We start from the raw sequence: 22839 nt of genomic DNA, 5'->3' as shown, positions 1-22839 counted from the left end.
CCGACTCTGAGACGGGATTCTTTTAACCCCTTGGACCGGTTGGGCGGCCACCTTTCCCACCATGGGCTTCCACGGCAGGATTCTCTAGCGGCAGAACCGGCCGGCCTTGAGGCCAGAGGCCGGATGACGGAGCCTTTTTGCCGCGCCCCTACTGGACCTCGTAGCCGACTTCCTCGCTCGCATGGCAGAGCGCCTTCCAGAACGAGCGGGCGAAGGAGCGGAAGACATAGATGTCGAACTGGTCGGCGCCGGTGCGCTGGATCTGGGCGAAGATATCGTGATGCGTGGTCGAGCGGCCGGCGCCGATGGGGAAGGCGGGCAAAGCGAAGTCAATGGCGAAGAATTTCGCCAGCACCCATTCGGCCTTCGGCCCGGCGATGCGGATGGCGGTGCGGCCATGCGACAGGTCGGTGACGGTGCCGATGGCCGGGGTGACGGCCTTGGAAAAGGCCGATGCCAGGCCCTCGGCCTCGTCAACGACCGTGAACTTTCCCGGCGCGAAGCCAAATACGGCCTTGCCGTCCCCGGCAACGCCGCCGCCGGCGCCATCGGGCAGCGCGAGGCCGGTGACCTTGCGGATCGCATCGATCAGCTGCTTCTCCGCGCCCGGCCATGCGGCAAGCTGCAGGATCGAGCCCGGCCGGGTCTCGGTCAGGATGACATCGACGCCATGTTCGAAATTGCCGTGCGAACCCGGATGGAATACCGGCTCGAGCGGCGAAAGGCGTTCGGGTGATTGGCGCTCAGCCATGCATGCGGCTCCCGTCCGGGTCGTAGAAGTGGTTGGAGACGATCTCGACCGGCCCGAAACGTTTGCGTAGCGGATCGGAGACGAACGCACGGGTCCCATGCCTCGCCTTGCCGCCCTCGACCAGGGCCAGCGCGATATGCTTGCCGAGTGCCGGCGAATAGCAGCAGGCGGTGATGTGGCCGAGCGAATCGTGCGGATTGGTCTCGTCCAGCTCCGCCACGATGTGGGCGCCGCCGTTAAGCGGCAGGTTGTCGAGCGAGACCAGGCCGACCAGCTGCAGCCGGTCGGGCGCGATCAGGCCTTCGCGGTCCATCATCGCCGAGCCGATGAACGGCTTCTTCTTCGATAGCATCCAGTCGAGATGCAGGTCGCGCGCCGTGGTGCGGCCGTCGATCTCGGCGCCGGTGACGTGGCCCTTCTCAATGCGCATCGTGCCCAGCGCCTCCAGCCCGTAGGTGACCAGGCCGAACGGCTTGCCGGCCTCGATCAAGGCTTCCCAGACATGTGTGCCGTAGCCAGCGCCGGAATAGACCTCGAAGGCCATCTCGCCGGAGAACGACAGCCGGCAAATCATCACCGGGACGCCGGCAATCTGTCCATGCACAATGCCCATGAAGGGCAGGGTTGTGTTGTCGACGGCAGTGCCGGTGACGCAGGCGGCGAGGATGGCTCGCGCTTTCGGTCCGCCGATCGCGGCGCCTGCCCATTCGTCGGTCACCGAGGTGACGTGCACCTTCAGCTCCGGCCAGATGACGTCGAGGAAATATTCCAGATGCTGCATCACCTTGCCGGCGTTCGCCGTGGTGGTGGTCATCAGGAAATCCTGTTCGCCGAGCCGCCATGTGGTTCCGTCGTCGAAGGCGAGCCCGTCTTCGCGCAGCATCAGCCCGTAGCGGGCCTTGCCGACGGCGAGGGTGGAAAACATGTTGGTGTAGACGCGGTCGAGGAATTCGGCCGCATCCGGTCCCTGCACGGCGATCTTGCCCAGCGTCGAGACATCGACGATGCCGGCGCTCTCGCGCGTCGCCTTGGCTTCGCGGACATAGGCCTGCTCGATCGTCTCGCCGGCAAGGCCGTAGATCATCGGCCGGAACCAGAGGCCGGCCGAATACATGGTCGCGCCATTGGCGAGGTGCCAGTCATGCATCGGCGTCAGCCGCTCGGGCTTCAGATCGCCGAAACGTTCGGCGGCGAGCGAGCCGATCGACACCGCCGAATAGGGCGGGCGGAAGCGTGTCGTGCCGACTTCGGGGATCGGTTTACCCAACGCCTCGGCCATGATGGCGAGACCGGGCACATTGGAGTTCTTGCCCTGGTCGGTCGCCATGCCGAGCGTGGTGTAACGCTTCAAATGCTCGACCGAGACAAAGCCTTCGCGATGCGCCAGCCGCACGTCTTCGGCGGTGACGTCATGCTGGAAGTCGACAAAGCTTTTGCCTTTCGCCTTGATCTCGAACACCGGCGCCGGATTGGGATCCCCAGGGGCTGCTTCGACATCGGGCAAGGCTGCCGGCGCGCTTGCGCCGCCTGCCGAGGACAGGCCGGCGCCGCGGCCCTCAGTGATGGCTTCGACGGTCGAAAAGCTGCCATTGAAAGCGCCCGCACCGATCCAGCGCTGCTGCGTCGGCTTCGGTGGCAGGAAGGCCTGGCGGGCAGGGTTCCATTCGGCCCTCGCGCCGGCCTGGCTGGCCAGATGGATGGTCGGCGACCAGCCGCCCGACATCAGCAGGCAATCGGCGTGGATGCTGCGGGCGTCGCCGCTGAGCAAGCCGGAGTTCATGTCGAAGCGCTGCACCTTGAGGCCGGAGAGCGCCTTGCCGCCCTCGGTGGCGACCACGGCGTGGCCGGAGAGGATTTCGGCTTCGGCCTCGGTGGCCAGGCTGCGCATCTCAGAGGAAGGCTCGGGGCGCACGTCGACGATGGCGACAATGGCCGCGCCGGCCTTCTTCAGCGCCAGCGCCGAGCGATAGGCGCTGTCATTGTTGGTGAACAGCGCAATCCTGTCGCCGGGCAGCACGCCATAGTCATTGGCATAGCGCTCGGCCGCATGCGCCAGCATGACGCCCGGCCGGTCATTGCCTGGAAACACCAGCGGCCGCTCAAACGAGCCGGTGGCCAGCACCACCGTTTTGGCGCGGATGGCCCAGTAGCGATGGCGCGGTTCGCCCTTCCCAGGCACTTCCTTGTGATCGGTGACGCGCTCGAGCGCGGCCAGCGTGTTGCCGTCATAATAGCCCCACACCGTGGTGCGCGGCAGCAGGCGGACCGTGTCGTGGCCTTCGAGTTGGCTGACGGTGCGTGCTGCCCAGTCGGCGGCCGGCGCGCCGTCGATGGTTTCGCCCGACCAGTTGGCCGAGCCGCCAAAACGCGGATCGAGCTCGGCCAGGATGACGCGCGCGCCCTGGTCGGCAGCCGTCTTTGCGGCCGACAGGCCGGCCGGGCCGGAGCCGACCACCAGCACGTCGCAGAACGCATTCATCCGCTCGTAGCGCGAAGTGTCGGCGGCAATGCCGGCCTTGCCGAGACCCGCGGCGCGGCGGATGAAATGCTCGCAGAACATCCAGAAACGGGTGCCCTTCAGCGGACCGAAGACCGGCCCCATGAAGGTCTTGTAGTAGAAGCCGGCGGACAGGAGCTTGCCGCCGAGCTGGTTGATGGCGTTGACGTCCCACGCGAGCGAGGGAAAGCGGTTCTGGCTGACAGCCACCAGCCCGTCATAGATCTCGACCATGGTCGCGGCGATGTTGGGCTCGCGCACTTCGCCGCGCAGCACCGTCACCAGTGCGTTCGGCTCCTCGACGCCCGCCGACAGCAGGCCGCGCGGACGATGGTATTTGAACGAGCGGCCGAACAGCGTGACGCCATTGGCAAGCAAGGCCGAGGCCAGCGTGTCGCCGGCATGGCCGGTGTAAGGGGTACCGTCAAATGTGAAGCGGATGGTGCGCAGCCGGTCGATGCGGCCGCCGGTCTCGATGCGGCGCGGGCTCACGACTTGCCCCCCTCCTTGTGCCGGGCGACGGCATTGTGGTCGCCGCGCGCGAAACCGGTGCTGGAAATCTCATGCGTGACCGTGTTGCGCACCATCCTCAGATGCGTGCGGCAGCCGCCGGAATGCTGCCAGATCTCATTGTGGTCGCCGGCCGGGTTCAGCCGGTCGTAGACATAGGCATTCCAGGCGTCGAGGTCCTGCGAGTTGGGCTGCGGGCGCTCGCGGTTGCCATCGCCCTGATAGGTGAACTCGATGACGTCGCGCGGGCCGCAATAGGGACAGGTGATAAGCATTTGATTCAACCCTAATGCAGCCGAGGCGTTGCGCCCTGGCCCTTGTCGTCGATCACAAGCCCCCGATAAAATCGGTCGAGCGTGAAGGGCGCGTTTAACTCGTGCGGCTCGTCCTTGGCGATGGTGTATGCAAAGCACCAACCCGAGGCCGGCGTCGCCTTGAAGCCGCCATAGCACCAGCCGCAATTGAGATACATGCCCGGCAGCGGCCCAGCGGTGATGATCGGCGAACCGTCCATCGACATGTCGCAGACGCCGCCCCACGAGCGCAGCATGCGCACGCGGGCAAGGCCGGGAAACAGCGCCAGCATCTCGCTCATCACCTCGTCGACGATCGGCAGGTTGCCGCGCTGGGCGTAGCTGTTGTAGCCGTCGATATCGCCGCCATAGACGAGGCCGCCCTTGTCGGACTGTGACATATAGAAATGGCCCATGCCGAAGGTCAGCACCGTGTCGATGAAGGGTTTTAGCGATTCGGTGACGAAGGCCTGCAGCACATGGCTCTCGATCGGCATCCGGTCGATGCCGGCAAGCTGCATCACCCGTCCGGTGCTGCCGGCAACCGCCACAGCGACCTTCTTGCCGCGGATTTCGCCGCGCGTCGTTTGCACGCCGGTGATGCGGTCGCCGTCGCGCAGGAAGCCTGTGACCTCGCAATTCTCGACGATATCGACGCCGCGGCGGTCAGCGCCGCGGGCATAACCCCAGGCAACCGCATCGTGGCGGGCGGTGCCGGCGCGCGGCTGCATCAGGCCGCCGACGATCGGAAAGCGCGCCGAGGCCGAAACGTCCAGCGCCGGCACCAGCCGCTTGATCTCGGCGGTGCTCATCAACTCGGCGTCGACGCCGAGATGGCGCATAGCGTTGCCGCGCCGTGCATAGTCGTCGAACTGGGCCGGCGTATGGGCCAGGTTCAGGCAGCCGCGCTGCGAGAACATGACGTTGTAGTTGAGGTCGTGCGACAGGTTCTCCCACATCTTCATCGAATGTTCGTAGAAGCGGGTGTTGGAGGGCAGCAGGTAGTTGGAGCGCACGGCCGTGGTGTTACGGCCGACATTGCCGGAGCCCAGCCAGCCCTTCTCCAGCACCGCGACATTGGTGATGCCGTGCTCCTTGGCCAGATAATAGGCCGTCGACAGGCCATGGCCGCCGCCGCCGATGATGATGACATCATAGGAGGCCTTGGGCTCGGGCTTGCGCCAGGCCGGCTTCCAGTCCTGGTTTCCCTTGAGCGCGTTCGTGAGAAGCGAAAGGGCTGAATACTCCGCCATTCTTCATGCCATCCTTGGTGCGATGCGGCAGACTATAGAGCAGGCGGCGGGCGCAAAGCCAAGATTGCGCCATGGCTTTTCGACTGGCCGACGCCGCGATGCGACGGCTTGCCCCACGATATGGCCGTCTTTATCAAGGACAGGCTTTTGAATGCCTTTGCCGCCCGTGAGTCGCCAATAGTCATGCTTTTGAGATTGCTTCGCCTCATTTTGGCTTTCACGCTGATCATTTCGGCGTCGCCTTCGTTCGAGGCGATGGCGCAGGCGCTGGGCCAGGGCTCCGCCGGCTTGATCACCGATCAGCAGAAGGTCATTCAGGGCCTGACGGCCAAGACCGACGATCTCGAGAAGAAAATACAGCAGGACGGCGAGGATGATGCCTCCCTCGTCGATATCCGTCTGCAGCTGGAGGATCTGTCGCGGGCGGCGCTGACCAGTGCACTGGCGTTCCGTTCGCGGCTCACCGACATCAACAATCGCATCGAGGTGCTGGGTCCGCCGCCGGCGGCGGGCCAGCCGCAGGAGCCCGACATCGTGACCGGCGAGCGCCAGGCGCTGGCGTCGGAAAAGGCCGAGATCAACGCGGTTGTCGCCAGCGCTCAGAACCTGTCGATCCGCATCAGCGGGCTGATCGACAAGATCGGCAATATGCGCAGCGAACTGTTCCGCAACCTGCTGACCAAGCGCTATGTGCTGTCCGACGTGCTGAGCCCGCAGGTTTTTTCCGACGCCCGCGACGAATACGCCAACCTTTTCAGGGCGGTGTCGTCCTGGCTCACCTTTGCCTTCAAGTTCAAGTTCAAGGCGATGCTCGCAGCGACCTTCATGTCGTTGGGGCTGGCCGCGATATTATTCATCGGCGGGCGCCGCCTGTTCGGGCGTATCTTCGAAGCCGATCCATCGGTCGAGGACCCCACTTATCTCAGCCGCCTGTCGGTGGCGTTCTGGTCGACCTTGCTGCCGACGCTGGCAGTCGGCGCCTTTCTCGCTTCGACGGTCTTCCTGTACAATTATAACAATGTGCTTCGCGGCGACATCGGCCTCTTCCTCAACGCGCTGGCTGGCGTCATCGCCGTCGTTTTCTGCGTCAACCGCCTGACCAATGCGGCGCTGGAACCGCGGCAGCCGAACTGGCGCCTGATCCAGGTTGAGACCGGCCCGGCGCGTTGGCTGGTCCGGCTAACGACAGCCATGGCGATTGTCATCGGCGTCCACTATTTCCTGGCGGTGGTCAACGACAGTATGGGCTCGCCGCTGTCGCTGACGGTCGCCAGAAGTTTTGTCGCCGCCATCATCGTCGGCGTCATCCTGATCCTGATGGCGCTGCTGAGGCCGTACAAGGGCTCCGACGGAAGCTGGCGGCCATGGCCGACCTGGCTGCGCTATACCGCCATCGTGCTCGGCCTGGCCACCATTGTGGCAGCGCTGTTCGGCTATATCGGCCTGGCCATCTTCGTTTCGGTCCAGGTCGTGGTCACCGGCACCATCCTGGTCACCGCCTATATCGGCTTCCTGTCGGCACGCGAGATCGGCGAGGAGGGCGGTTTCGCCGGCACCTCGATCGGGCGCTGGCTGTCGGCCAATGCCAGCTACGAGGACACCGCGCTCGACCAGCTCGGCCTGGTGGTCAGCGTCGCCATCAATCTGATGATCGTGCTGGTGTTCCTGCCGCTGATCCTGTTTATGTGGGGGTTCCAGCCCGGCGACATCCAGGCCTGGGCCTACAAGCTGGCAACAGGCATCACCATCGGCTCGGTGACGATTTCGGTCACCGGCATCCTCAGCGGCATCGTCGTTTTCATCATCGGCTATTTCCTGACCCGCTGGTTCCAGGGCTGGCTCGACGGGTCGGTGATGGCGCGCGGCAAGGTCGATACCGGCGTGCGCAATTCGATCCGGCTGGCGGTCGGTTATGCCGGCGTCGCGGTCGCCTGTCTGGTCGGTATCTCGGCGGCGGGCATCGATCTCTCCAACCTGGCGCTTGTTGCCGGTGCACTTTCCCTCGGTATCGGTTTTGGCCTGCAGAATGTCGTGTCCAACTTCGTGTCCGGCCTGATCCTGCTCGCCGAGCGGCCTTTCAAGGTCGGTGACTGGATCGTCGCCGGTGACACCTCAGGCACGGTCAAGAAGATCAGCGTGCGCGCCACCGAGATCGAGACCTTCCAGCGGCAGTCGGTGATCCTGCCCAACTCGAACCTGATCAACAACGCCGTCGGCAACTGGACGCACCGCAACAAGCTGGGGCGTGTGGAGATCAAGGTCGGCGTCGCCTATGGCAGCGACGTCAAGCGGGTGCACGCCATCCTCTTGGAGATTGCGCGCGGCCATCCGCTGGTCCTGAAGAACCCGGAGCCCTTCGTGCTGTTCACCAATTTCGGTGCGGCGGCACTCGAGTTCGAGATCCGCGTGTTTCTTGCCGATGTGCTGAACGGGGCCATCGTGCAGAACGATATCCGCTTTGCCGTGCTCGATGCTTTTGACGCCGAACATATCGAAATCCCCTCGACGCCGCGCGCGGAGGTCAAGGTCAAGCAGACCGAGGCATGGCCGCTCGACGACGACAAGATCGAAGTCGAATTCGCCGAGAAGGAGCAGGCGGAGGCCGAAGCCGCCGCCGAGAAGGCGCGCCTGGCCAAATCAGGCCGCAAGCCGCGCAAACCCGATCCCAGCTAGGGCCCGGGCTCCTCCCAAACCAATTGCGGCATGAATGCGGCATTCAGTTGCGGTTCAGCTTGCATCTCATATAAGCTCACATGCAAAGGCGAGAATGCCTTGCGAAATGCAACAGAGGCGGTGTGGAAACACCGATATTGCAAAATGTGGAAGTCGCTCGTCGTCGCCATCGCTCTTACCGCAGCGAATGGCTCGGCCTTTGCCGCCAGCGCGGTCAACAAGGACGCTGAGACCCGTACGCTGATCGTGACGGAAGGCGGCGGCAAGACGGAGCTGGCGCTGGCCGCCGGCGAAACCGTGGAATTCTGCCCCAACGGCTGTTTCGTCACCTTACCCAATGGTGACCTCGAGGCCCTGACCGGCTCGGAAACGGTCGAAATTTCGGGTGGCGTTGCCCGCATCAAGTAAAGTCGGCGGCAGCTCTTGCAAAGGCCGGGCAATGCCCGGCCTTTTATTGTTTGTGGTAGTGATTGCTTAACAATGACGCGGGAAATATCGTCGCGCCTACCGGCTGCAACCAGGCGTTTTAACGTTCACTACGCCGTTCCACCGCTATACCCTTGCGAAGACGCCGAAACACGGCGCGACGGGTTTGTGAGCAGGACAGGACAGACATGGATGCGCGGTCGGACAAGAACGCAATCCCGCTTGCGGTCGACCTCGACGGCACGCTGATTGCGACCGACCTTTTGTGGGAAGGCCTGTTCATCCTTCTTAAGAAGAATCCCCTCTATATCTTCCTGGTTCCGTTCTGGCTGGCCGCCGGCCCGGCGCGGCTGAAGCAAGCCATCGCCGACCGCATCGACATCGATCCGGCCTCACTGCCCTATCGCGGAGCGCTGCTGCAGCGCCTGCGCGCCGACCATGTGGACGGCCGCAAGATCGTGCTGGCGACAGGAACGCCACGCAAGTTCGCCGAGGCGATCGCCGCCCATCTGGGCATCTTCGACTATGTGCTGGCGACCGACGGTCCACACAACATGACCTCAGGCCGCAAGCGCGACGCGCTCATCGCCGCCTATGGCGATGGCGGTTTCGACTATGCCGGCAACAGCCGTCACGATCTCAGGGTTTTCGAAGCAGCGCGCGACGCCATCGTCGTGGCGCCCGACCGCCACGCGAAGCGCTGGCAGGCCGCGCATAGCGCCGAAATAGTGCCGGCGCCAAAAAGGACATTGAAGACATTCGTCAAGATGCTGCGGATGCATCAGTGGCTGAAGAATTCGCTGATCGCGGTGCCGATGGTGCTGTCGCACGAATACTTCAACGCCAACATGATCTGGCAATGCATGCTGGCGTTCGTCTCCTTCAGTGCTGTCGCTTCGGCGATCTACATCCTCAACGATTTCTTCGATCTTGCGCTCGACCGCAAGCACCCGACCAAACGCAACCGGCCGTTCGCCAGCGGCGCGCTGTCGATCCCGTTCGGCCTCGGCGCGATGGCCGGCCTGTTGGCGATCGGCATTGCAGCTGGGTTGCTGTTGCCGATCGAGTTCCTGGGTGTGCTCGCCGGCTACATTGTGGTGACCACGGCCTATTCGCTGTCGTTCAAGCGCATGCTTCTGGTCGACGTGCTGACGCTGGCCGGCCTCTACACGGTGCGCGTGCTGGCGGGCGCCGCGGCAACCGGCGTCGAGGTCTCGTTCTGGCTGCTCGCCTTCTCGATTTTCTTCTTCCTGTCGCTGGCGCTGGTGAAGCGCTATGTCGAACTGCGCACCACCGCCATTCCGGTGGGCGAGCGTATTGCAGGCCGCGGCTACCGCATCGAAGACCAGGAGATCGTCGCCCAGGCCGGCATGGCGTCGGCCTTCTCCTCGGCGTTGGTGCTGGCGCTCTATATGGACAGCGCCGCCGTGCGCGAACTCTATCCGCATCCCTGGCTGGTCTGGCCGCTGGCGCCGATCGTGCTGTATTTGACCATGCGCGTCTGGATCCTGGCACGCCGCGACGAGATGAACGACGATCCGGTCGTCTTCATCATCCGCGACTGGCGCAGCCAGATCATCGTGGCTATCGGCGCAGCACTGCTGGTCGCCGGAGGCTGGTAGAGCGTGGCGGGCGAACGGTTCCAGAGTTTCGGCCGCGCCACGCCGGCCGCAAAGCGGACCATCGCGGCCGATACGGCTGTGGAGCTGATGAAAAGCGGCAAGGCAAAGGCAAACGGCTTGCTCGCCTATGGCAACGGTCGCTCCTATGGTGATTCTTGCCAGAACGAGCCAGGCGCGGTCGTCGACATGCGGCCGCTGAACCGTATCGGCGCCTTCGACGCCGAGACCGGCCTGCTCGAGGCCGAAGCCGGCGTGCTCCTGTCCGACATCATTGCGCGCGCCGCATCCTACGGCTTCTTTCCGGCGGTGGTTCCCGGTACCCAGTTCGTCACCCTTGGCGGCGCCATCGCCAACGACGTCCACGGCAAGAACCATCACCGGCGCGGCACCTTTGGTTGCCATGTCGAATCGCTGACGCTGCTGCGCTCGGACGGGCGGACCTACACCTGCTCGGCAACGGACAATGCCCGGCTGTTTGCGGCGACGATCGGCGGCATGGGGCTGACTGGCCTGATCCTGTCGGCCTCGATCCGGCTGATGCGGGTGCCTTCTCTCGACATCGTCGAGACGGCAGCGCGATTTGCCGACCTCGGTGAATTCTTCGAACTGGCCGAGGCCGCCGACCAGGCCAATGAATATGCCGTCGCCTGGATCGACCAGCTTGCCGGCGGCCATGGCCGCGGGCGCGGCCTGTTGTTGTCGGGCAATCACGCCGAGCATGGCTCGCATGCGGCGTCGCGCGCCGGCTCCCGCCTTTCGGTGCCGATCCAGCCGCCGTTCAACGTCCTCAACCGGCCGTTCCTGACTGCTTTCAACGCCGCCTACCGGTGGAAGAAAGGGCGCTCATCAGAACCGCGCCAAACCGGCTATCAGGGCTTCTTCTTTCCACTGGACGGCGTCGGTGACTGGAACCGGCTCTATGGCCCCAAAGGTCTCTACCAGCACCAAAGTGTGGTGCCGGAACATGCAGCGCGCCAGACCGTGCCGGCGCTGCTCGACGCGGCGCGGCGGGCCGGGCAGGGCTCTTTCCTCACCGTGCTGAAGCGCTTCGGGTCGATCCGCTCGCCGGGTCTGCTGTCCTTCCCGCGGCCCGGCTTCACGCTGACGCTCGATTTCCCCAATCGCGGCGGCAAGACGCTGGCACTGCTTGGCGAACTCGACCGCATCACGGTCGCGGCCGGCGGCGCGGTCAACCCTTACAAGGATGCGCGCATGAGTGCGGAGACTTTCGCCGCCTCCTTCCCGGATTGGCAGCAACTGGAAGCGCTGCGCGACCCGGCGTTTATTTCCAGTTTCTGGCTGCGGACAGCGAAAAAACTGGAGATGCCAAGGGGACGCGTCGAGGCGGTGGAACAGGTACAATTCGAACAAATCATGGTAAATAGATCGTAAATTCCATGGTTTACTCAAAGCGCTCAAAACATTGTCGTGACTTCACGAAATGTTTGCAGGTTGATAGTAGGACCGTCGCAAGCGGCGAGTGGAAAATATGAAATATATCGTCTTCATTCTGTTCACAGTCATGACCAATGCCGCCGCGCAGCTGATGCTGAAGCAAGGCATGATGTCGCTTGGCCCGATTTCGTTCGAAGGCACCAACCCGCTTCTGAAGCTCCTGCAGATCGTCTTCAGCCCATGGGTGTTCCTCGGCCTGTGCACCTTCGTCATCTCGATGGCGTCGCATCTCTATGTGCTGTCCAAGGTCGAGCTCAGCTTTGCCTATCCGTTCCTCAGCCTTGCCTATGTCGCGGTCGCGATCTTCGCCTATTTCATCTTCCGCGAGGACCTCAACGCTTGGCGCATTGCCGGCATCGCCTTCATCTGCGTCGGCACGGTGCTGATCGCGCAAAGCGGGCGCGGGCATGACGATCAGACGGCTTCCATTGACCCCGACAAGATCCAGACAAACGAGATCGTTCGATGAGACATATAATTTTCGGCGGTGACGGCTTCGTCGGCCGTCATCTTGCCCCGAAGCTTGTGGCCGACGGTGACGAGGTTGTTGTTGCCGACATCGTCAAGAGCGACCTGCCGCATTATCGTTCGGTTCGCTTCGTCACCTGCGATGTCACCGATCCAGCCTCGGTGGCCAAGGTCGGATTGAAGGCCGACGACATGGTCTACAATCTGTCGGCCAAGATGCTGTCGCCGATCCAGGTGCGCGCCAAGCGCCACGACTTCTTCTTCCCGGTGAATTTCCACGGCACCGAACACATCATGCAGGCCATGGGCAAAGCCGGCGCGCCCAAGCTCGTCCACTACACCACCGACATGATCTACGGCCACACGGTGACCCAGCCGATGACCGAGGAGCATCCGGTCGCGCCGCTCGGCGAATATGGCTGGTCGAAGCAGAAGACAGAAGAGCTCGCCGCCGAATGGCGCAAACGCGGCATGTCGATCTCGCTGTTCCGGCCGCGCCTGATCATCGGCCCCGGCCGGCTCGGCATATTGGAAAAGCTGTTCAAGCTGATCGACTGGAACCTTCCGGTGCCGATGATCGGTTCGGGCAAGAACCCCTATCAGTTCATTTCTGTTTTCGATTGTGCGGAAGCCGCCCGTGCGGCCTGGAAGGCCGGGGTGCCCAACGAGGCCTATAATCTGGGCTCGCTCAATCCGCCGCCGGTTCGGAAACTGCTCGGCGACCTGATCAAGCACGCCGGGTCGAAATCACTGCTGATCCCGACGCCGGGCTGGGCGGTCAAGCGCACGCTCGACCTGCTCGATCTCATGAACATGCCGATCATGGATCCCGAACAATATCTGATCGCCGATGAGGAGTGCGTTCTCGACGTGTCCAAGGCCGAGCGCCAGCTCGGCTGGGTGCCGCAATATCGCGACGAGGACATGCTGATCGCCGCCTACAGCGAATACCGCGCCAAGAAGGACGGCCTTGCCGTCAACGCCAATCATGTCCCTGCCGAATAGAATGGGACGACCAGGAGAACTCCGAGATGACCGTCATGGCCAAGCCTGAGCAGACGAACGCGCGCACCATGGTCAGTGCGCCGGCGCTGTCGCCCACCACTATTGCCAAGCCCGATCTGATCAGCGTCGAGCAGGCGAAGTCGATGGATGTCGCGCGCATGACCGACCTGTTCAAGGCGCATCTCAACCCGGGCCAGCTGCATTTCATGAAGCTGCTCGGCTTCCACAAGATCAAGATCGAACGGGCCGAAGGCATGTTCTATATCGACCAGAACGGCCGCAAGATTCTCGACTTCTTCGGCGGCTTCGGTTCGCTCGCCTTCGGCCACAACCATCCGCGCATCCTGGAGGCCCGCCGCAAATTCCAGGAGGAAAAGCGCCAGGAAATCGCCATCGCCTTCATGTCGCAATATGCGGCCGCACTCGCGCACAACATCGCCAAATGCTCGCCCGGCGATCTCGACATGGTGTTTTTGGGCTCGTCCGGCTCGGAGGCTATGGAAGCAGCGGTGAAGCTCGCCGAGCGTGCCGCCGGCCCGAAGCGTCCGAAAATCGTCTATGCCGAGAACTCCTTCCACGGCAAGACCAAGGGCGTGCTCGGCATCACCGACGGCCAACTCTACCGCGCCGACTTCAAGATGGCGGAGAACACGGTGCGCATCCCGTTCGCCGATATCGACGCGGTCGAGCGCCTGTTCCGCTCCGATCCGGAGGTCGGTGTCATCGTGCTGGAAACCATCCAGGGCGGCGGCGGCATCATCCAGGCACCTGCCGAATACTGGCAGAAGCTGCGCGCGCTTTGCGACCAGTATGGCGTGCTGTGGGTGGCCGACGAAGTGCAATGCGGCTATGGCCGCTCCGGCCGCTTCTATGCTTTCGAGCATTACGGCGTCGTGCCTGATGTGACCGCGCTGGCCAAGTCGCTCGGCGCCGGCAAGGCGGCGGTCGGCGCTATGATCGCGCGGCGCGAGGTCTATATGAAGGCCTATGGCACGCCGAAGACGGCGATGATCCATGCCATGGCCACCTTCGGCGGCATGGGCGAGGCCTGCATCACGGCGATCGAGGGCATCAACGTACTCTATGACGAGGGGCTGATCGACAACGCCGCCTCAACCGGCGATTACTTGCTGCGGCGTCTGCAGGCGTTGAAGGAAAAATATCCGAAGATCATCAAGGATGTGCGCGGCAAGGGCTTCATGGTCGGGCTCGAGTTCCACGATTTCTCGCAGACCTTGCCGATGGTGCTGCGGCCGATCGTCAGCGTGCTCGACGACAAGCTGAAGGGTTCGCTGTCGGGTTTCGTCGGCGCGCTTTTGTTGCGCGACTATGACGTGCTCGTCGCCTTCACCGAATACAACCGCAACGTCATCCGTCTCGAGCCGCCACTGATCTGCCAGCGCGAGCATGTCGATCGTTTCGTCGATGCCTTCGACAGCCTGTTGTCGCGAGGCATCGTGTCGATCGTGAAGGATTTCGTCAAAAGCCAAGTCCGTTAAGTCCCGAGCCTGACAATGCTGAGCAAGCCTCCCGCCGCGCAAAGCACACTCGACCGGCTGACCGCTGCCGCTCTCGCGTGGGGCGAGGGGACTTATGCGCGATGGGCGGCGCCGATCGGCGCGATCGCGTTTTCGCTCTACATCCTGCTCACGGCCTTCACCGCCTGGACGATGCCCGACGCAAATTGGGACATGCTGCCCTATCTCGCCGTTGCCGAGGAGGGCACGTACACCGATGCGCAGGCGCTGCATGATTATGCCTACAGCACGGTCCAGGCCGGTGTGTCGGCCGCTGACTACAAGGCGCTGACCGATGATGGTGGCGGCTTCCGCAGCCATATGGCTGAAAATGCCGCTGACTTCCACTCGCTGCTTGGCATGTACCGGATCAAGTTCCTCTACGCCGAAATGCTGTCGACGATGAGCGCGGTAATGTCGCCGGTCGAGGCGATGCGGGTGCTGCAGGTGGTCTCGGTGCTGCTGTTCGGGATGATCACACTGCTGTGGCTGCGAACCGAAGGCGCGCTGGCGCTGGCGCCCGTGGTCGGCGCAGTGCTGATCATGTCCGATTTCGGCGACGCGGCACGCGCCTCGACGCCGGATCTGTTGTGCTCGGCGCTGTTCCTCGGCGGTCTGCTCGCCTATGTGCGCGGCCGCGAAGCAGCGACTGCAATCCTGCTCTTCCTCGCCTTCATGGCGCGGCCGGACAATATTGTTTTCCTTGCCATTTTCGCCGTGTTGCTGCTGGTTTTCCGGCAGCGGGCATGGGGGGCGCTGGCCGGCTTTGCCGCTTCCTTCGTCGCCTATTTCGCCATCTCGCACTGGGCGCAACATCCCGGCTGGTGGCCGCATCTGTGGTTCTCCAGCATCGAGCAGCACTACAATATGGATGGTTTCGAGCCGCCGTTTTCGGTTGGCGCGTATCTCAAGGCGTTCGCCGCGTCCTTCCTTCGCGCCATTGAGCTCAACAGCTGGGTCGGCGTCTCAGTGCTCGCGCTGGCCGGGTGGTTTGCGCTCAGCCGCGCCGGCTTTAGGCTCGATCGCCGCGCCGGCATTCTGCTGGCAGCACTTGTGCTCGGCGTGCTGGCCAAATTCACCGTCTTCCCGATCCACGATACCCGCATCTATTTCCCCAACCTTTTGCCGCCGTTCCTGCTGCTGGTGGGGCCGGTCATGGCACTGTGGACGTCGGCAAGCCTAGGTGGAAGGCGGCCCATCGCCTTGCAGCTCATACCAGGAGATAAGCCTTGAGTTCTGTATCCGGCCTGGCTCGCATTGCCCTTTCGCTCGGCCTGCCCGCCGGCCTGCTCGATCGCGGACCGTCGCTGCGCGGCACGAAATTCCTGGCCAAGGCGGCGCTGAAGGCGCGCTTTAGCGGCGGCGGGCAACCGTTCCAGATGGTCAATGTCGGTGCCTGCGACGGCGCGTTGTTCGACGACGTCACCCCATGGCTGCATCGTATTCCGCAGGCGCGGGCCGTGCTTGTCGAGCCGATCCCGTACAATCAGAAACGGCTGCGCGCCAACTACCCCGACACGGAACGCTTCATCATCGAGCCGGTGGCCGTGACAAAAGCCAAGGGCACGATCACGGTCCACACGTTCGATGCCGCAGCGCTCGAGGCCGGCACGCTGCCGATCGAGTTCATCGGCTGCTCGTCGGTCACCGACACCAATCTGATGTCGGGCAAGAATGCTTGGGGCGAGGCCGATGCCAATTTCAACAAATTCGCCCCGCACCTCAGGGATATCGAGGTGCCGTCTGAAACGCTGCAGACGCTGCTCGACCGCAACGGCATCACGCATATCGACGCTTTCCTAGTCGATTGCGAGGGCGCCGACTGGATCGTCTTCGAGCAGCTCGACCTCAAGCGCTATCGTCCCGGCATGATCAAGGTCGAGGTCGGCGCGCTGCCCGCCCCGGAAATCGGCCAGGTCGTGGTCAAGCTGAAGACCGCGGGCTATCAGGTCGGCTTCCAGGCAGAGGACATCTGGGCCTTCGCCTGAGACGGATCGCCACTGACGACACGTCGGCGCGCTGGTCGCGCCGCATCTGCGACGTGTCGCAAACAGGCGGTAGCTCCATCCGCGTCGTCTGCATATTGTGCGCCATTCGAACGGGCGCGGACGCGCCGGCTTTATCCCCTTGGAGTCGCGGGCAATGGCAGAGTTTCCGAAACAGGCGAAGGTCGTCATCGTCGGCCTGGGTGGTATTGTCGGCGCATCGATCGCCCATCACCTGATCGAACGCGGCTGGACCGACATTGTCGGCATCGACAAGTCGGGCATCCCGACCGATATCGGCTCGACCGCGCATGCCTCGGACTTCTGCTACACGACGAGCCATGATTTCCTGTCCTGCTGGACGACGCTCTATTCCATCGATTTCTACGAGAAGATGGGCCATTACGCGCGCATCGGCGGCCTTGAAGTCGCCCGCGTCGGCGACGACAGTCGCATGGACGAGATCAAGCGCAAGATCGCCTCGGCCAAATCCTTCGGCACCCGTGCCCGGCTTATCGAGCCGGCCGAGATCAAGGAAAAATTCCCGCTGATCGAAGAGTCCATGGTGCAGGGCGGCCTGTGGGATCCGGATGCCGGCCTCGTCATTCCGCGCTCGCAGACGGTCGCCGGCAAGCTGGTCGACCAGGCGGAAGCGTCGGGGAAACTCAAATCCTTCGCCAACACGCCGGCCAAATCCCTCATCGTCGAAGAGGGCCGTATCAAGGGCGTCGTCACCGACCGTGGCACCATCATGGCCGACTATGTCGTGGTCTGCGCCGGTATCTGGGGCCGGCTGATCGCCGAGATGGTCGGCGAAGACCTGCCGGTGATGCCGATCGACCACCCGTTGACCTTCTTCGGTCCCTACAATGAGTTCGCCGGCACCGGCAAGGAGATCGGCTGGCCGCTGCTGCGCGACCAGGGCAATTCGGCCTATATGCGCGACACCGGCGATCCCAAGACGGCCGAGGGCGGCCAGATCGAATGGGGCTACTACGAAGAGACCAATCCGCGCCTCTGCCATCCGCGCGACCTCCTGGAAAAGGACCAGGCACGGCTGTCGCCGTCGCAGCGCGACCTCGACATGGAGCAGATCCTGGCGCCGCTGGAGCGCGCCATGGAGCTGACGCCGATCCTCGGCGAACTCGGCTACAATGAAAGCCATTCCTTCAACGGCCTCTTGCAGGTGACCGCCGATGGCGGCCCGTCGATGGGCGAGAGCCAGAAGGTGAGGGGCCTGTGGTATGCCGTCGCCATCTGGGTCAAGGACGGGCCCGGCATGGGCAAGCTGATGGCCGACTGGATGACCGACGGCCGCACTTCGATCGACCATCATGCCATCGACTATGCGCGTTTCTACCCGCACCAGACCAAGGAGCAGTTCATCTGGGATCGCTGCACCGAGACGGCGATGAAGGTCTACAATCCGGCGGTGCATCCGCGCGAGCCGTTCTCCAAGGGCCGCAACATCCGCCGCTCGCCGTTCTGGGAGCGCGAGAAGGAGCTCGGCGGCTACTTCATGGAGCTGGGCGGCTGGGAGCGCGCGCATGGCTACGCCGCCAACGAGCATCTGCTGGAGAAGTATGGCAACCGGGTTCCCGTGCGCGAGAACGAGTGGGACAACCGCCATTTCTGGCGCGTCTCCAATGCCGAGCACCTGGCGATGAGCGAGGATTGCGGCATCGTCAACCTGTCGCATTTCTCGATGTATGACATCGAGGGTCCCGATCATGTCGCGCTGCTGGAATGGCTGTGCGCGGCCAAGATCGGCGGCGACAACAACATCGGCAAGGGCATCTACACCCACTTCCTCGACGAGGAAGGCATGGTGCGCGCCGACTTTACCGTCATCCGCATGGCCGACCGCTGCCGTCTGATCGACGGCGCCGACGCCGGCCCGCGCGACTTCCGCTACATGCAGCGCACCGCGCAGGACAAAGGTTTTGATGTCACCATCACCGACGTGACGGAGAAGTTTGTCACCATCGGCATCTGGGGTCCGAACGCCCGCACGACGCTGCAGAAGGTGGTCGAAAATCCGGACGGCCTGTCGCTCGAGAATTTCCCGTTCGCGGCGATCAAGCCGGTCAGGATCGGCGGCAAGGACGTCACCGCCTTTCGCATCTCCTATGTCGGCGAGCAGGGTTGGGAATTGCATATGCGCTACGAGGACGGTCTCGCCGTCTGGGACGCCCTGCGCTCGACCGGCGTGATGCCGTTCGGCGTCGAGACCTACGCCAACACACGGCGCATGGAAAAGAGCCTGCGCCTGCAGAACGCCGACCTTCTGACCGAGTACAATCTGCTCGAAGCCGATCTCGCGCGTCCAAAGGTCAAGGAGAACGATTTTTGCGGCAAGGCGAAGCACGTGGAGTACCGTGCCCGTGAGCACCAGCCGGCGATCCTGTGCACGCTGGTGATGACCGAGAACGTCGATTCGAAAGGCGTCGCCCGCTATCCCGTCGGCACCATGCCGGTGATGGATCCGAAGACCGGCGAGACGCTGGTCGATGAACTCGGCCGCCGCTCCTTCACCACCTCCGTGGCCTATGGCCCGACCATCGGCAAGAACATCGCGCTCGCCTATCTGCCCTGGGCCCATGCCCAGGAAGGCCGTAAGCTCAGTGTCGAGTATTTTGGCGAGACCTATCCCGTCGAGGTTGCTGGTGTCGGCTACAAGCCGCTCTACGATCCGGAGAATTTGAAGCCAAGAAGTTGAGCGGACGCCGCAATCGCGGAAGTATGAATGCAAAGCCCGGCTCATAGCCGGGCTTTTCCCTTTGTCAGCCGCTGATTCTCGCTTACCTTGCGGCATGTCTGCATTTTCGCGCGCACGACATCTCCTTTCAGGCAGCGCCGGGCTGGCGCTGGTGGTTTGGCTGACACCACCGATTGAGGCCGCCGAGCCGGTCGATGTCGAACTGGTGCTGGCTGTCGATGTGTCATTGTCCATGTCGCCGGGTGAACTCGAAATTCAGCGTCACGGCTATGCGGCTGCGCTGACGCACGACAATGTGCTGCAGGCCATTGCCGACGGCGCCTATGGCAAGGTTGCCGTCACCTATGTCGAATGGGCGGGAGCGACCACGCAACAGGTCGTCGTGCCGTGGACGGTGATCGCCAGCCGGGCCGACGCCGAGCGGGTGGCGGCGCAGCTTTCCGCCCATCCGCCGGCCAGCGCCCGGCGCACTTCGATTTCGGGTGCGCTGGAATTCGGCAGCGACCTTTTTGCCGAAAGCGGTTTTCAGGGAACGAAGCGCGTCATCGATATTTCCGGTGATGGCCCCAACAACCAGGGTGAACCCGTCGACATCGCCCGAGACGCGGTGGTCAAGCAAGGCATCATCATTAACGGCCTGCCGCTGATGACGCGCGACGGCGGGTTTGGCGGCGCCTACGACGTCAACAATCTCGATCGCTATTATAGCGACTGCGTTATCGGCGGGCCCGGATCCTTCATGATCCCGGTCAATGACTGGACGCAGTTTCCCGAAGCCATTCGCCGCAAACTGGTGCTGGAGCTTGCCGGCCCCGCTTCGCCGCAATGGGCTCGGGAGGAAGCCACTCATCCGCCGGTGGTGTTGGCGCAGGACCGGCCGACTGACTGCCAGGTCGGCGAAAAAATGTGGCGCGACCGCAGTTGGATGTTCGACGCGCATTAGACCTTTGGCCCATGCCGGAATGCAGCATCAGTTTCGTTGACAAGCCCATGGGCGTCTGTGACACAATTCCCCATCCGAAAAAACAAGGGGAACTGACATGAACAGGACCATCGTCTTTGCCGCGGCATTGGCGCTTGCAGCGGGATTGTCCGCTCCGGCCAAGGCCGCCACGTCGGTGACCATCGGCATCAGCGGCTGGACCGGGTTTGCGCCGCTGACGCTTGCCAAGCAGACAGGCATCTTCGAGAAGCATGGCCTCGACGTGACCTTGAAGAAGGTGCCGCAGGCAAGCCGGCCGCTTGCCATTGCCAGCGGCGACCTGCAATGCGCCGCCACCACGGTCGAGACCTGGCTGGTCTGGAACGCCAACGGCGTCACCACCAAACAGATATTCCAGCTCGACAAATCCTATGGCGCCGACGGCATTGTCGTGCGCAACGACATCAAGACCGTCGCTGACCTCAAGGGCAAGAATGTCGCTTCTTCGGCGCCGGGCACGTCTCCTTACTTCATGCTGGCCTGGGTGCTGAACAAGAACGGCATGTCGACCAAGGATGTCACCGTGGTCAACCTGGAGCCGGATGCGGCCGCACAAGCCTTCCTCGCCGGCCAGAACGATGCGGCGGTCACCTACGAGCCGTTTATCTCGGCGGTGCGCGACAAGGCTGACCAGGGCCATATTTTGGCGACCACGCTCGACTATCCGATGGTGCTCGACACGGTCGGCTGCACGCCCGAATTCCTCACCGCCAATCCCGACGCCGCCAAGGCGCTTGCCGACAGCTATTTCGAGGCGCTCGACCTGATCAAGAGCGACCCGCAGAAATCCTACGAGATCATGGGTGCCGACGTAAAACAGTCGGCCAAGGAGTTCGAGGATTCGGCGAAATATCTGAAGTGGGCCGACAAGGCGGAGAACAAGCAGTTCTTCACCAAGGAATTCCAAGACTTTTCCAAGACCGCCGGCGAACTGCTCCTGCAGATGGGGCTGATCAAGGAAGCGCCAGATGTCGCCACGCTGGCCGACACCAGCGCGGTATCGAACTGACAGGCGCGCCTTCGACGATCATGCGGCGGCGCTCTGGCGCCGCCGCCTTTCCTTGGACAAAGGGTGATTTGACGATGCGGACGATCTGACGATGCGCCCCTTGCATCCAGTGTCGCCGAGCATTCGAACCGTGCTCGGCATTTCCTTCTTCGTGCTGTTCATCGCTTTCTGGGCGTGGATCACGCTTGGCGGCCACGTCAACCGCATCTTCCTCGCCGATCCGCTGTCGATGCTCCGGGACGGCTGGCGGCTGCTGGTCGAGGACCGTTTCTGGCTCGACATACTGATTACCATCTGGCGGGTCTTCGGCGGGTTCCTGCTGGCGTCGATCGTCGCCGTGCCGATCGGCATCGCCATGGGCGCCTGGAAGCCGGTGGAGGCGTTCCTGGAACCGTTCGTCTCCTTCGCCCGCTATCTGCCGGCCTCGGCCTTCATTCCGCTGTTGATCCTGTGGGCGGGCATTGGCGAACTGGAAAAGCTGTTGGTCATCTTCGTCGGTTCGGTGTTCCAGATCATCCTGATCGTCGCCGTCAAGGTCGGCTCGACGCGGCGCGACCTGGTCGAGGCCGCCTATACGCTGGGCTCGAGCAGCAATGGCATCGTCAAACGGGTGATCATGCCGGCCAATGCGCCGGAGATCGCCGAGACGCTGCGGCTGGTGCTTGGCTGGGCCTGGACCTATGTCATCGTCGCAGAGCTGATCGGTTCGTCCTCAGGCATCGGCTATATGATCATCAACAGTCAGTCGCGGCTGGCGACGGGCCAGATCATCTTCGGCATCATCGTCATCGGGCTGATCGGGCTGTTGTCCGACTTCGCCTTCAAGGCGTTCAACCGCTGGCTCTTCCCCTGGAGCCTGGCATGAGCAAGCTTTTGATCGAAGGCGTCTCGCGCACATTCGCCGGCGTGCGCGGCGGGCAGCCGGTCAAGGCGCTGATGCCGGTCGATCTGACGGTCGCGGCCAACGACTTCATCACCATTCTCGGGCCGTCGGGCTGCGGAAAGTCGACGCTGCTCAGGATTGTCGCCGGCCTCGAGGCGCCGAGCGAAGGCCGCGTGTTGCTCGACGGCAAGGCGGTGACGCTGCCGGGACCGGATCGCGGCATGGTCTTCCAGTCCTACACGCTGTTTCCGTGGCTGACGGTGGCGCAGAATATCGCCTTCGGCCTGCGCGAACGCGGCATGGCCGAAAAGGATCGGGACGGGATCGTTGCCTCCTATGTCGATCTTGTCGGGCTCAAGGGCTTCGAGAACCATTGGCCAAAGCAGCTTTCCGGCGGCATGCAGCAGCGTACGGCAATCGCCCGGGCGCTGGCCAACGATCCCGAGATCCTGTTGCTCGACGAGCCGTTCGGCGCGCTCGACAACCAAACCCGCGGGCTGATGCAGGAGCTTTTGCTCGGCATCTGGGAACGGCGCAAGAAGACGGTGCTATTTGTCACTCACGACATCGAGGAGGCGATCTTCATGGCCTCGCGGGTGATCGTGATGAGCGCCCGGCCGGGGCGCATCAAGTCGGATGTCGCCATCGACCTGCCGCATCCACGCCACTACACGCTGAAGACCAGCCCGGAGTTCTCGGCGCTGAAGGCGCGGCTGACCGAAGATATCCGCATCGAGGCAATGCGGACGGCACAGGCGCAGCCGGCCGAGGCTTGATCTGAAGCGTTCGGT

Annotated in this window: 18 protein-coding genes; 14 read left to right on the top strand and 4 right to left on the bottom strand. The window is 63.3% G+C overall.

All coding sequences use genetic code 11. From position 1 onward, the window contains the following. Nucleotides 1-148: 148 nt before the first annotated feature. From JQK88_RS12655 to JQK88_RS12640, 4 genes are read right to left on the bottom strand one after another with little or no spacing between them, the layout of a single operon-like run. On the bottom strand, nt 149-751 hold the full coding sequence (locus tag JQK88_RS12655; protein WP_203278462.1) for a sarcosine oxidase subunit gamma: 603 nt from the start codon (nt 749-751) through the stop codon (nt 149-151). Further along, a complete protein-coding gene (locus tag JQK88_RS12650; protein ID WP_203278461.1) occupies nt 744-3740 on the bottom strand; it encodes a sarcosine oxidase subunit alpha in 2997 nt (998 codons plus the stop codon). Before JQK88_RS12650 ends, JQK88_RS12655 begins: the two co-directional genes overlap by 8 nt. Continuing rightward, a complete protein-coding gene (locus JQK88_RS12645; RefSeq protein ID WP_203278460.1) occupies nt 3737-4033 on the bottom strand; it encodes a sarcosine oxidase subunit delta in 297 nt (98 codons plus the stop codon). The genes JQK88_RS12650 and JQK88_RS12645 overlap by 4 nt, the downstream gene beginning before the upstream one ends. Nucleotides 4034-4044: 11 nt before the next feature. Continuing rightward, on the bottom strand, nt 4045-5304 hold the full coding sequence (locus tag JQK88_RS12640; RefSeq protein ID WP_203278459.1) for a sarcosine oxidase subunit beta: 1260 nt from the start codon (nt 5302-5304) through the stop codon (nt 4045-4047). Nucleotides 5305-5487: 183 nt separating this feature from the next. Between JQK88_RS12640 and JQK88_RS12635 the strand changes: the two genes are divergently transcribed. The 14 genes from JQK88_RS12635 to JQK88_RS12570 all read left to right on the top strand — a co-directional run bounded on the left by JQK88_RS12635 (nt 5488) and on the right by JQK88_RS12570 (nt 22824). Then, the gene (locus JQK88_RS12635; RefSeq protein ID WP_192257558.1) at nt 5488-7977 is read left to right on the top strand and encodes a mechanosensitive ion channel family protein; all 2490 of its coding nucleotides are present in this window, start codon (nt 5488-5490) and stop codon (nt 7975-7977) included. 144 nt (nt 7978-8121) lie between these two features. Continuing rightward, nucleotides 8122-8385, top strand: coding sequence for a hypothetical protein (locus JQK88_RS12630; RefSeq protein ID WP_112565226.1), 264 nt, complete (start codon nt 8122-8124; stop codon nt 8383-8385). Between the two features lie 206 nt (nt 8386-8591). Beyond that, nucleotides 8592-10025, top strand: coding sequence for a UbiA family prenyltransferase (locus tag JQK88_RS12625; RefSeq protein WP_203278458.1), 1434 nt, complete (start codon nt 8592-8594; stop codon nt 10023-10025). A 3-nt stretch (nt 10026-10028) separates the two neighbouring features. Continuing rightward, the gene (locus JQK88_RS12620; RefSeq protein WP_192257554.1) at nt 10029-11417 is read left to right on the top strand and encodes an FAD-binding oxidoreductase; all 1389 of its coding nucleotides are present in this window, start codon (nt 10029-10031) and stop codon (nt 11415-11417) included. Between the two features lie 97 nt (nt 11418-11514). Further along, entirely contained in the window at nt 11515-11949 is a 435-nt protein-coding gene (locus JQK88_RS12615) for an EamA family transporter (protein ID WP_112565444.1), read from the top strand. Beyond that, nucleotides 11946-12953, top strand: a complete 1008-nt coding sequence (locus JQK88_RS12610; RefSeq protein WP_203278457.1) for an NAD-dependent epimerase/dehydratase family protein — start codon at nt 11946-11948, stop codon at nt 12951-12953. The genes JQK88_RS12615 and JQK88_RS12610 overlap by 4 nt, the downstream gene beginning before the upstream one ends. Before the next feature lie 68 nt (nt 12954-13021). After that, nucleotides 13022-14452, top strand: coding sequence for an aspartate aminotransferase family protein (locus JQK88_RS12605; RefSeq protein ID WP_246501790.1), 1431 nt, complete (start codon nt 13022-13024; stop codon nt 14450-14452). A 15-nt stretch (nt 14453-14467) separates the two neighbouring features. Further along, nucleotides 14468-15703, top strand: a complete 1236-nt coding sequence (locus tag JQK88_RS12600) for a glycosyltransferase 87 family protein (protein WP_203278456.1) — start codon at nt 14468-14470, stop codon at nt 15701-15703. Then, nucleotides 15700-16458 carry an FkbM family methyltransferase gene (locus tag JQK88_RS12595; protein WP_192257544.1) on the top strand — a complete coding sequence of 253 codons (759 nt, stop codon included), beginning with the start codon at nt 15700-15702 and terminating at the stop codon, nt 16456-16458. The genes JQK88_RS12600 and JQK88_RS12595 overlap by 4 nt, the downstream gene beginning before the upstream one ends. A gap of 154 nt (nt 16459-16612) precedes the next feature. After that, nucleotides 16613-19174: a GcvT family protein gene (locus tag JQK88_RS12590; protein WP_192257542.1), complete on the top strand. Its 2562-nt coding sequence runs from the start codon at nt 16613-16615 to the stop codon at nt 19172-19174. A gap of 94 nt (nt 19175-19268) precedes the next feature. Beyond that, on the top strand, nt 19269-20117 hold the full coding sequence (locus JQK88_RS12585; RefSeq protein ID WP_192257540.1) for a DUF1194 domain-containing protein: 849 nt from the start codon (nt 19269-19271) through the stop codon (nt 20115-20117). Between the two features lie 97 nt (nt 20118-20214). Beyond that, nucleotides 20215-21165 (top strand): ABC transporter substrate-binding protein, encoded by a 951-nt coding sequence (locus JQK88_RS12580; protein WP_192257538.1) that lies wholly within the window; start codon nt 20215-20217, stop codon nt 21163-21165. A gap of 91 nt (nt 21166-21256) precedes the next feature. After that, a complete protein-coding gene (locus JQK88_RS12575; RefSeq protein ID WP_192257536.1) occupies nt 21257-22030 on the top strand; it encodes an ABC transporter permease in 774 nt (257 codons plus the stop codon). Next, a complete protein-coding gene (locus JQK88_RS12570) occupies nt 22027-22824 on the top strand; it encodes an ABC transporter ATP-binding protein (RefSeq protein WP_203278455.1) in 798 nt (265 codons plus the stop codon). The genes JQK88_RS12575 and JQK88_RS12570 overlap by 4 nt, the downstream gene beginning before the upstream one ends. Nucleotides 22825-22839 lie beyond the last annotated feature (15 nt).

This window comes from Mesorhizobium caraganae (genome assembly GCF_016836705.1).
GTDB lineage: Bacteria > Pseudomonadota > Alphaproteobacteria > Rhizobiales > Rhizobiaceae > Mesorhizobium > Mesorhizobium caraganae.
Note: the sequence above shows the minus strand (reverse complement) of the source record. Positions and strands in the feature narration are given on the sequence as shown.

Coding starts and splice junctions, on each gene's coding strand:
- JQK88_RS12615 (WP_112565444.1), top strand. CDS start 11,515: ATGAAATATATCGTCTTCATTCTGTTCACAGTCATGACCAATGCCGCC.
- JQK88_RS12645 (WP_203278460.1), bottom strand. CDS start 4,033: ATGCTTATCACCTGTCCCTATTGCGGCCCGCGCGACGTCATCGAGTTC.
- JQK88_RS12640 (WP_203278459.1), bottom strand. CDS start 5,304: ATGGCGGAGTATTCAGCCCTTTCGCTTCTCACGAACGCGCTCAAGGGA.
- JQK88_RS12575 (WP_192257536.1), top strand. CDS start 21,257: ATGCGCCCCTTGCATCCAGTGTCGCCGAGCATTCGAACCGTGCTCGGC.
- JQK88_RS12605 (WP_246501790.1), top strand. CDS start 13,022: ATGGTCAGTGCGCCGGCGCTGTCGCCCACCACTATTGCCAAGCCCGAT.
- JQK88_RS12630 (WP_112565226.1), top strand. CDS start 8,122: ATGTGGAAGTCGCTCGTCGTCGCCATCGCTCTTACCGCAGCGAATGGC.
- JQK88_RS12590 (WP_192257542.1), top strand. CDS start 16,613: ATGGCAGAGTTTCCGAAACAGGCGAAGGTCGTCATCGTCGGCCTGGGT.
- JQK88_RS12635 (WP_192257558.1), top strand. CDS start 5,488: ATGCTTTTGAGATTGCTTCGCCTCATTTTGGCTTTCACGCTGATCATT.
- JQK88_RS12655 (WP_203278462.1), bottom strand. CDS start 751: ATGGCTGAGCGCCAATCACCCGAACGCCTTTCGCCGCTCGAGCCGGTA.
- JQK88_RS12610 (WP_203278457.1), top strand. CDS start 11,946: ATGAGACATATAATTTTCGGCGGTGACGGCTTCGTCGGCCGTCATCTT.
- JQK88_RS12625 (WP_203278458.1), top strand. CDS start 8,592: ATGGATGCGCGGTCGGACAAGAACGCAATCCCGCTTGCGGTCGACCTC.
- JQK88_RS12600 (WP_203278456.1), top strand. CDS start 14,468: ATGCTGAGCAAGCCTCCCGCCGCGCAAAGCACACTCGACCGGCTGACC.
- JQK88_RS12570 (WP_203278455.1), top strand. CDS start 22,027: ATGAGCAAGCTTTTGATCGAAGGCGTCTCGCGCACATTCGCCGGCGTG.
- JQK88_RS12580 (WP_192257538.1), top strand. CDS start 20,215: ATGAACAGGACCATCGTCTTTGCCGCGGCATTGGCGCTTGCAGCGGGA.
- JQK88_RS12585 (WP_192257540.1), top strand. CDS start 19,269: ATGTCTGCATTTTCGCGCGCACGACATCTCCTTTCAGGCAGCGCCGGG.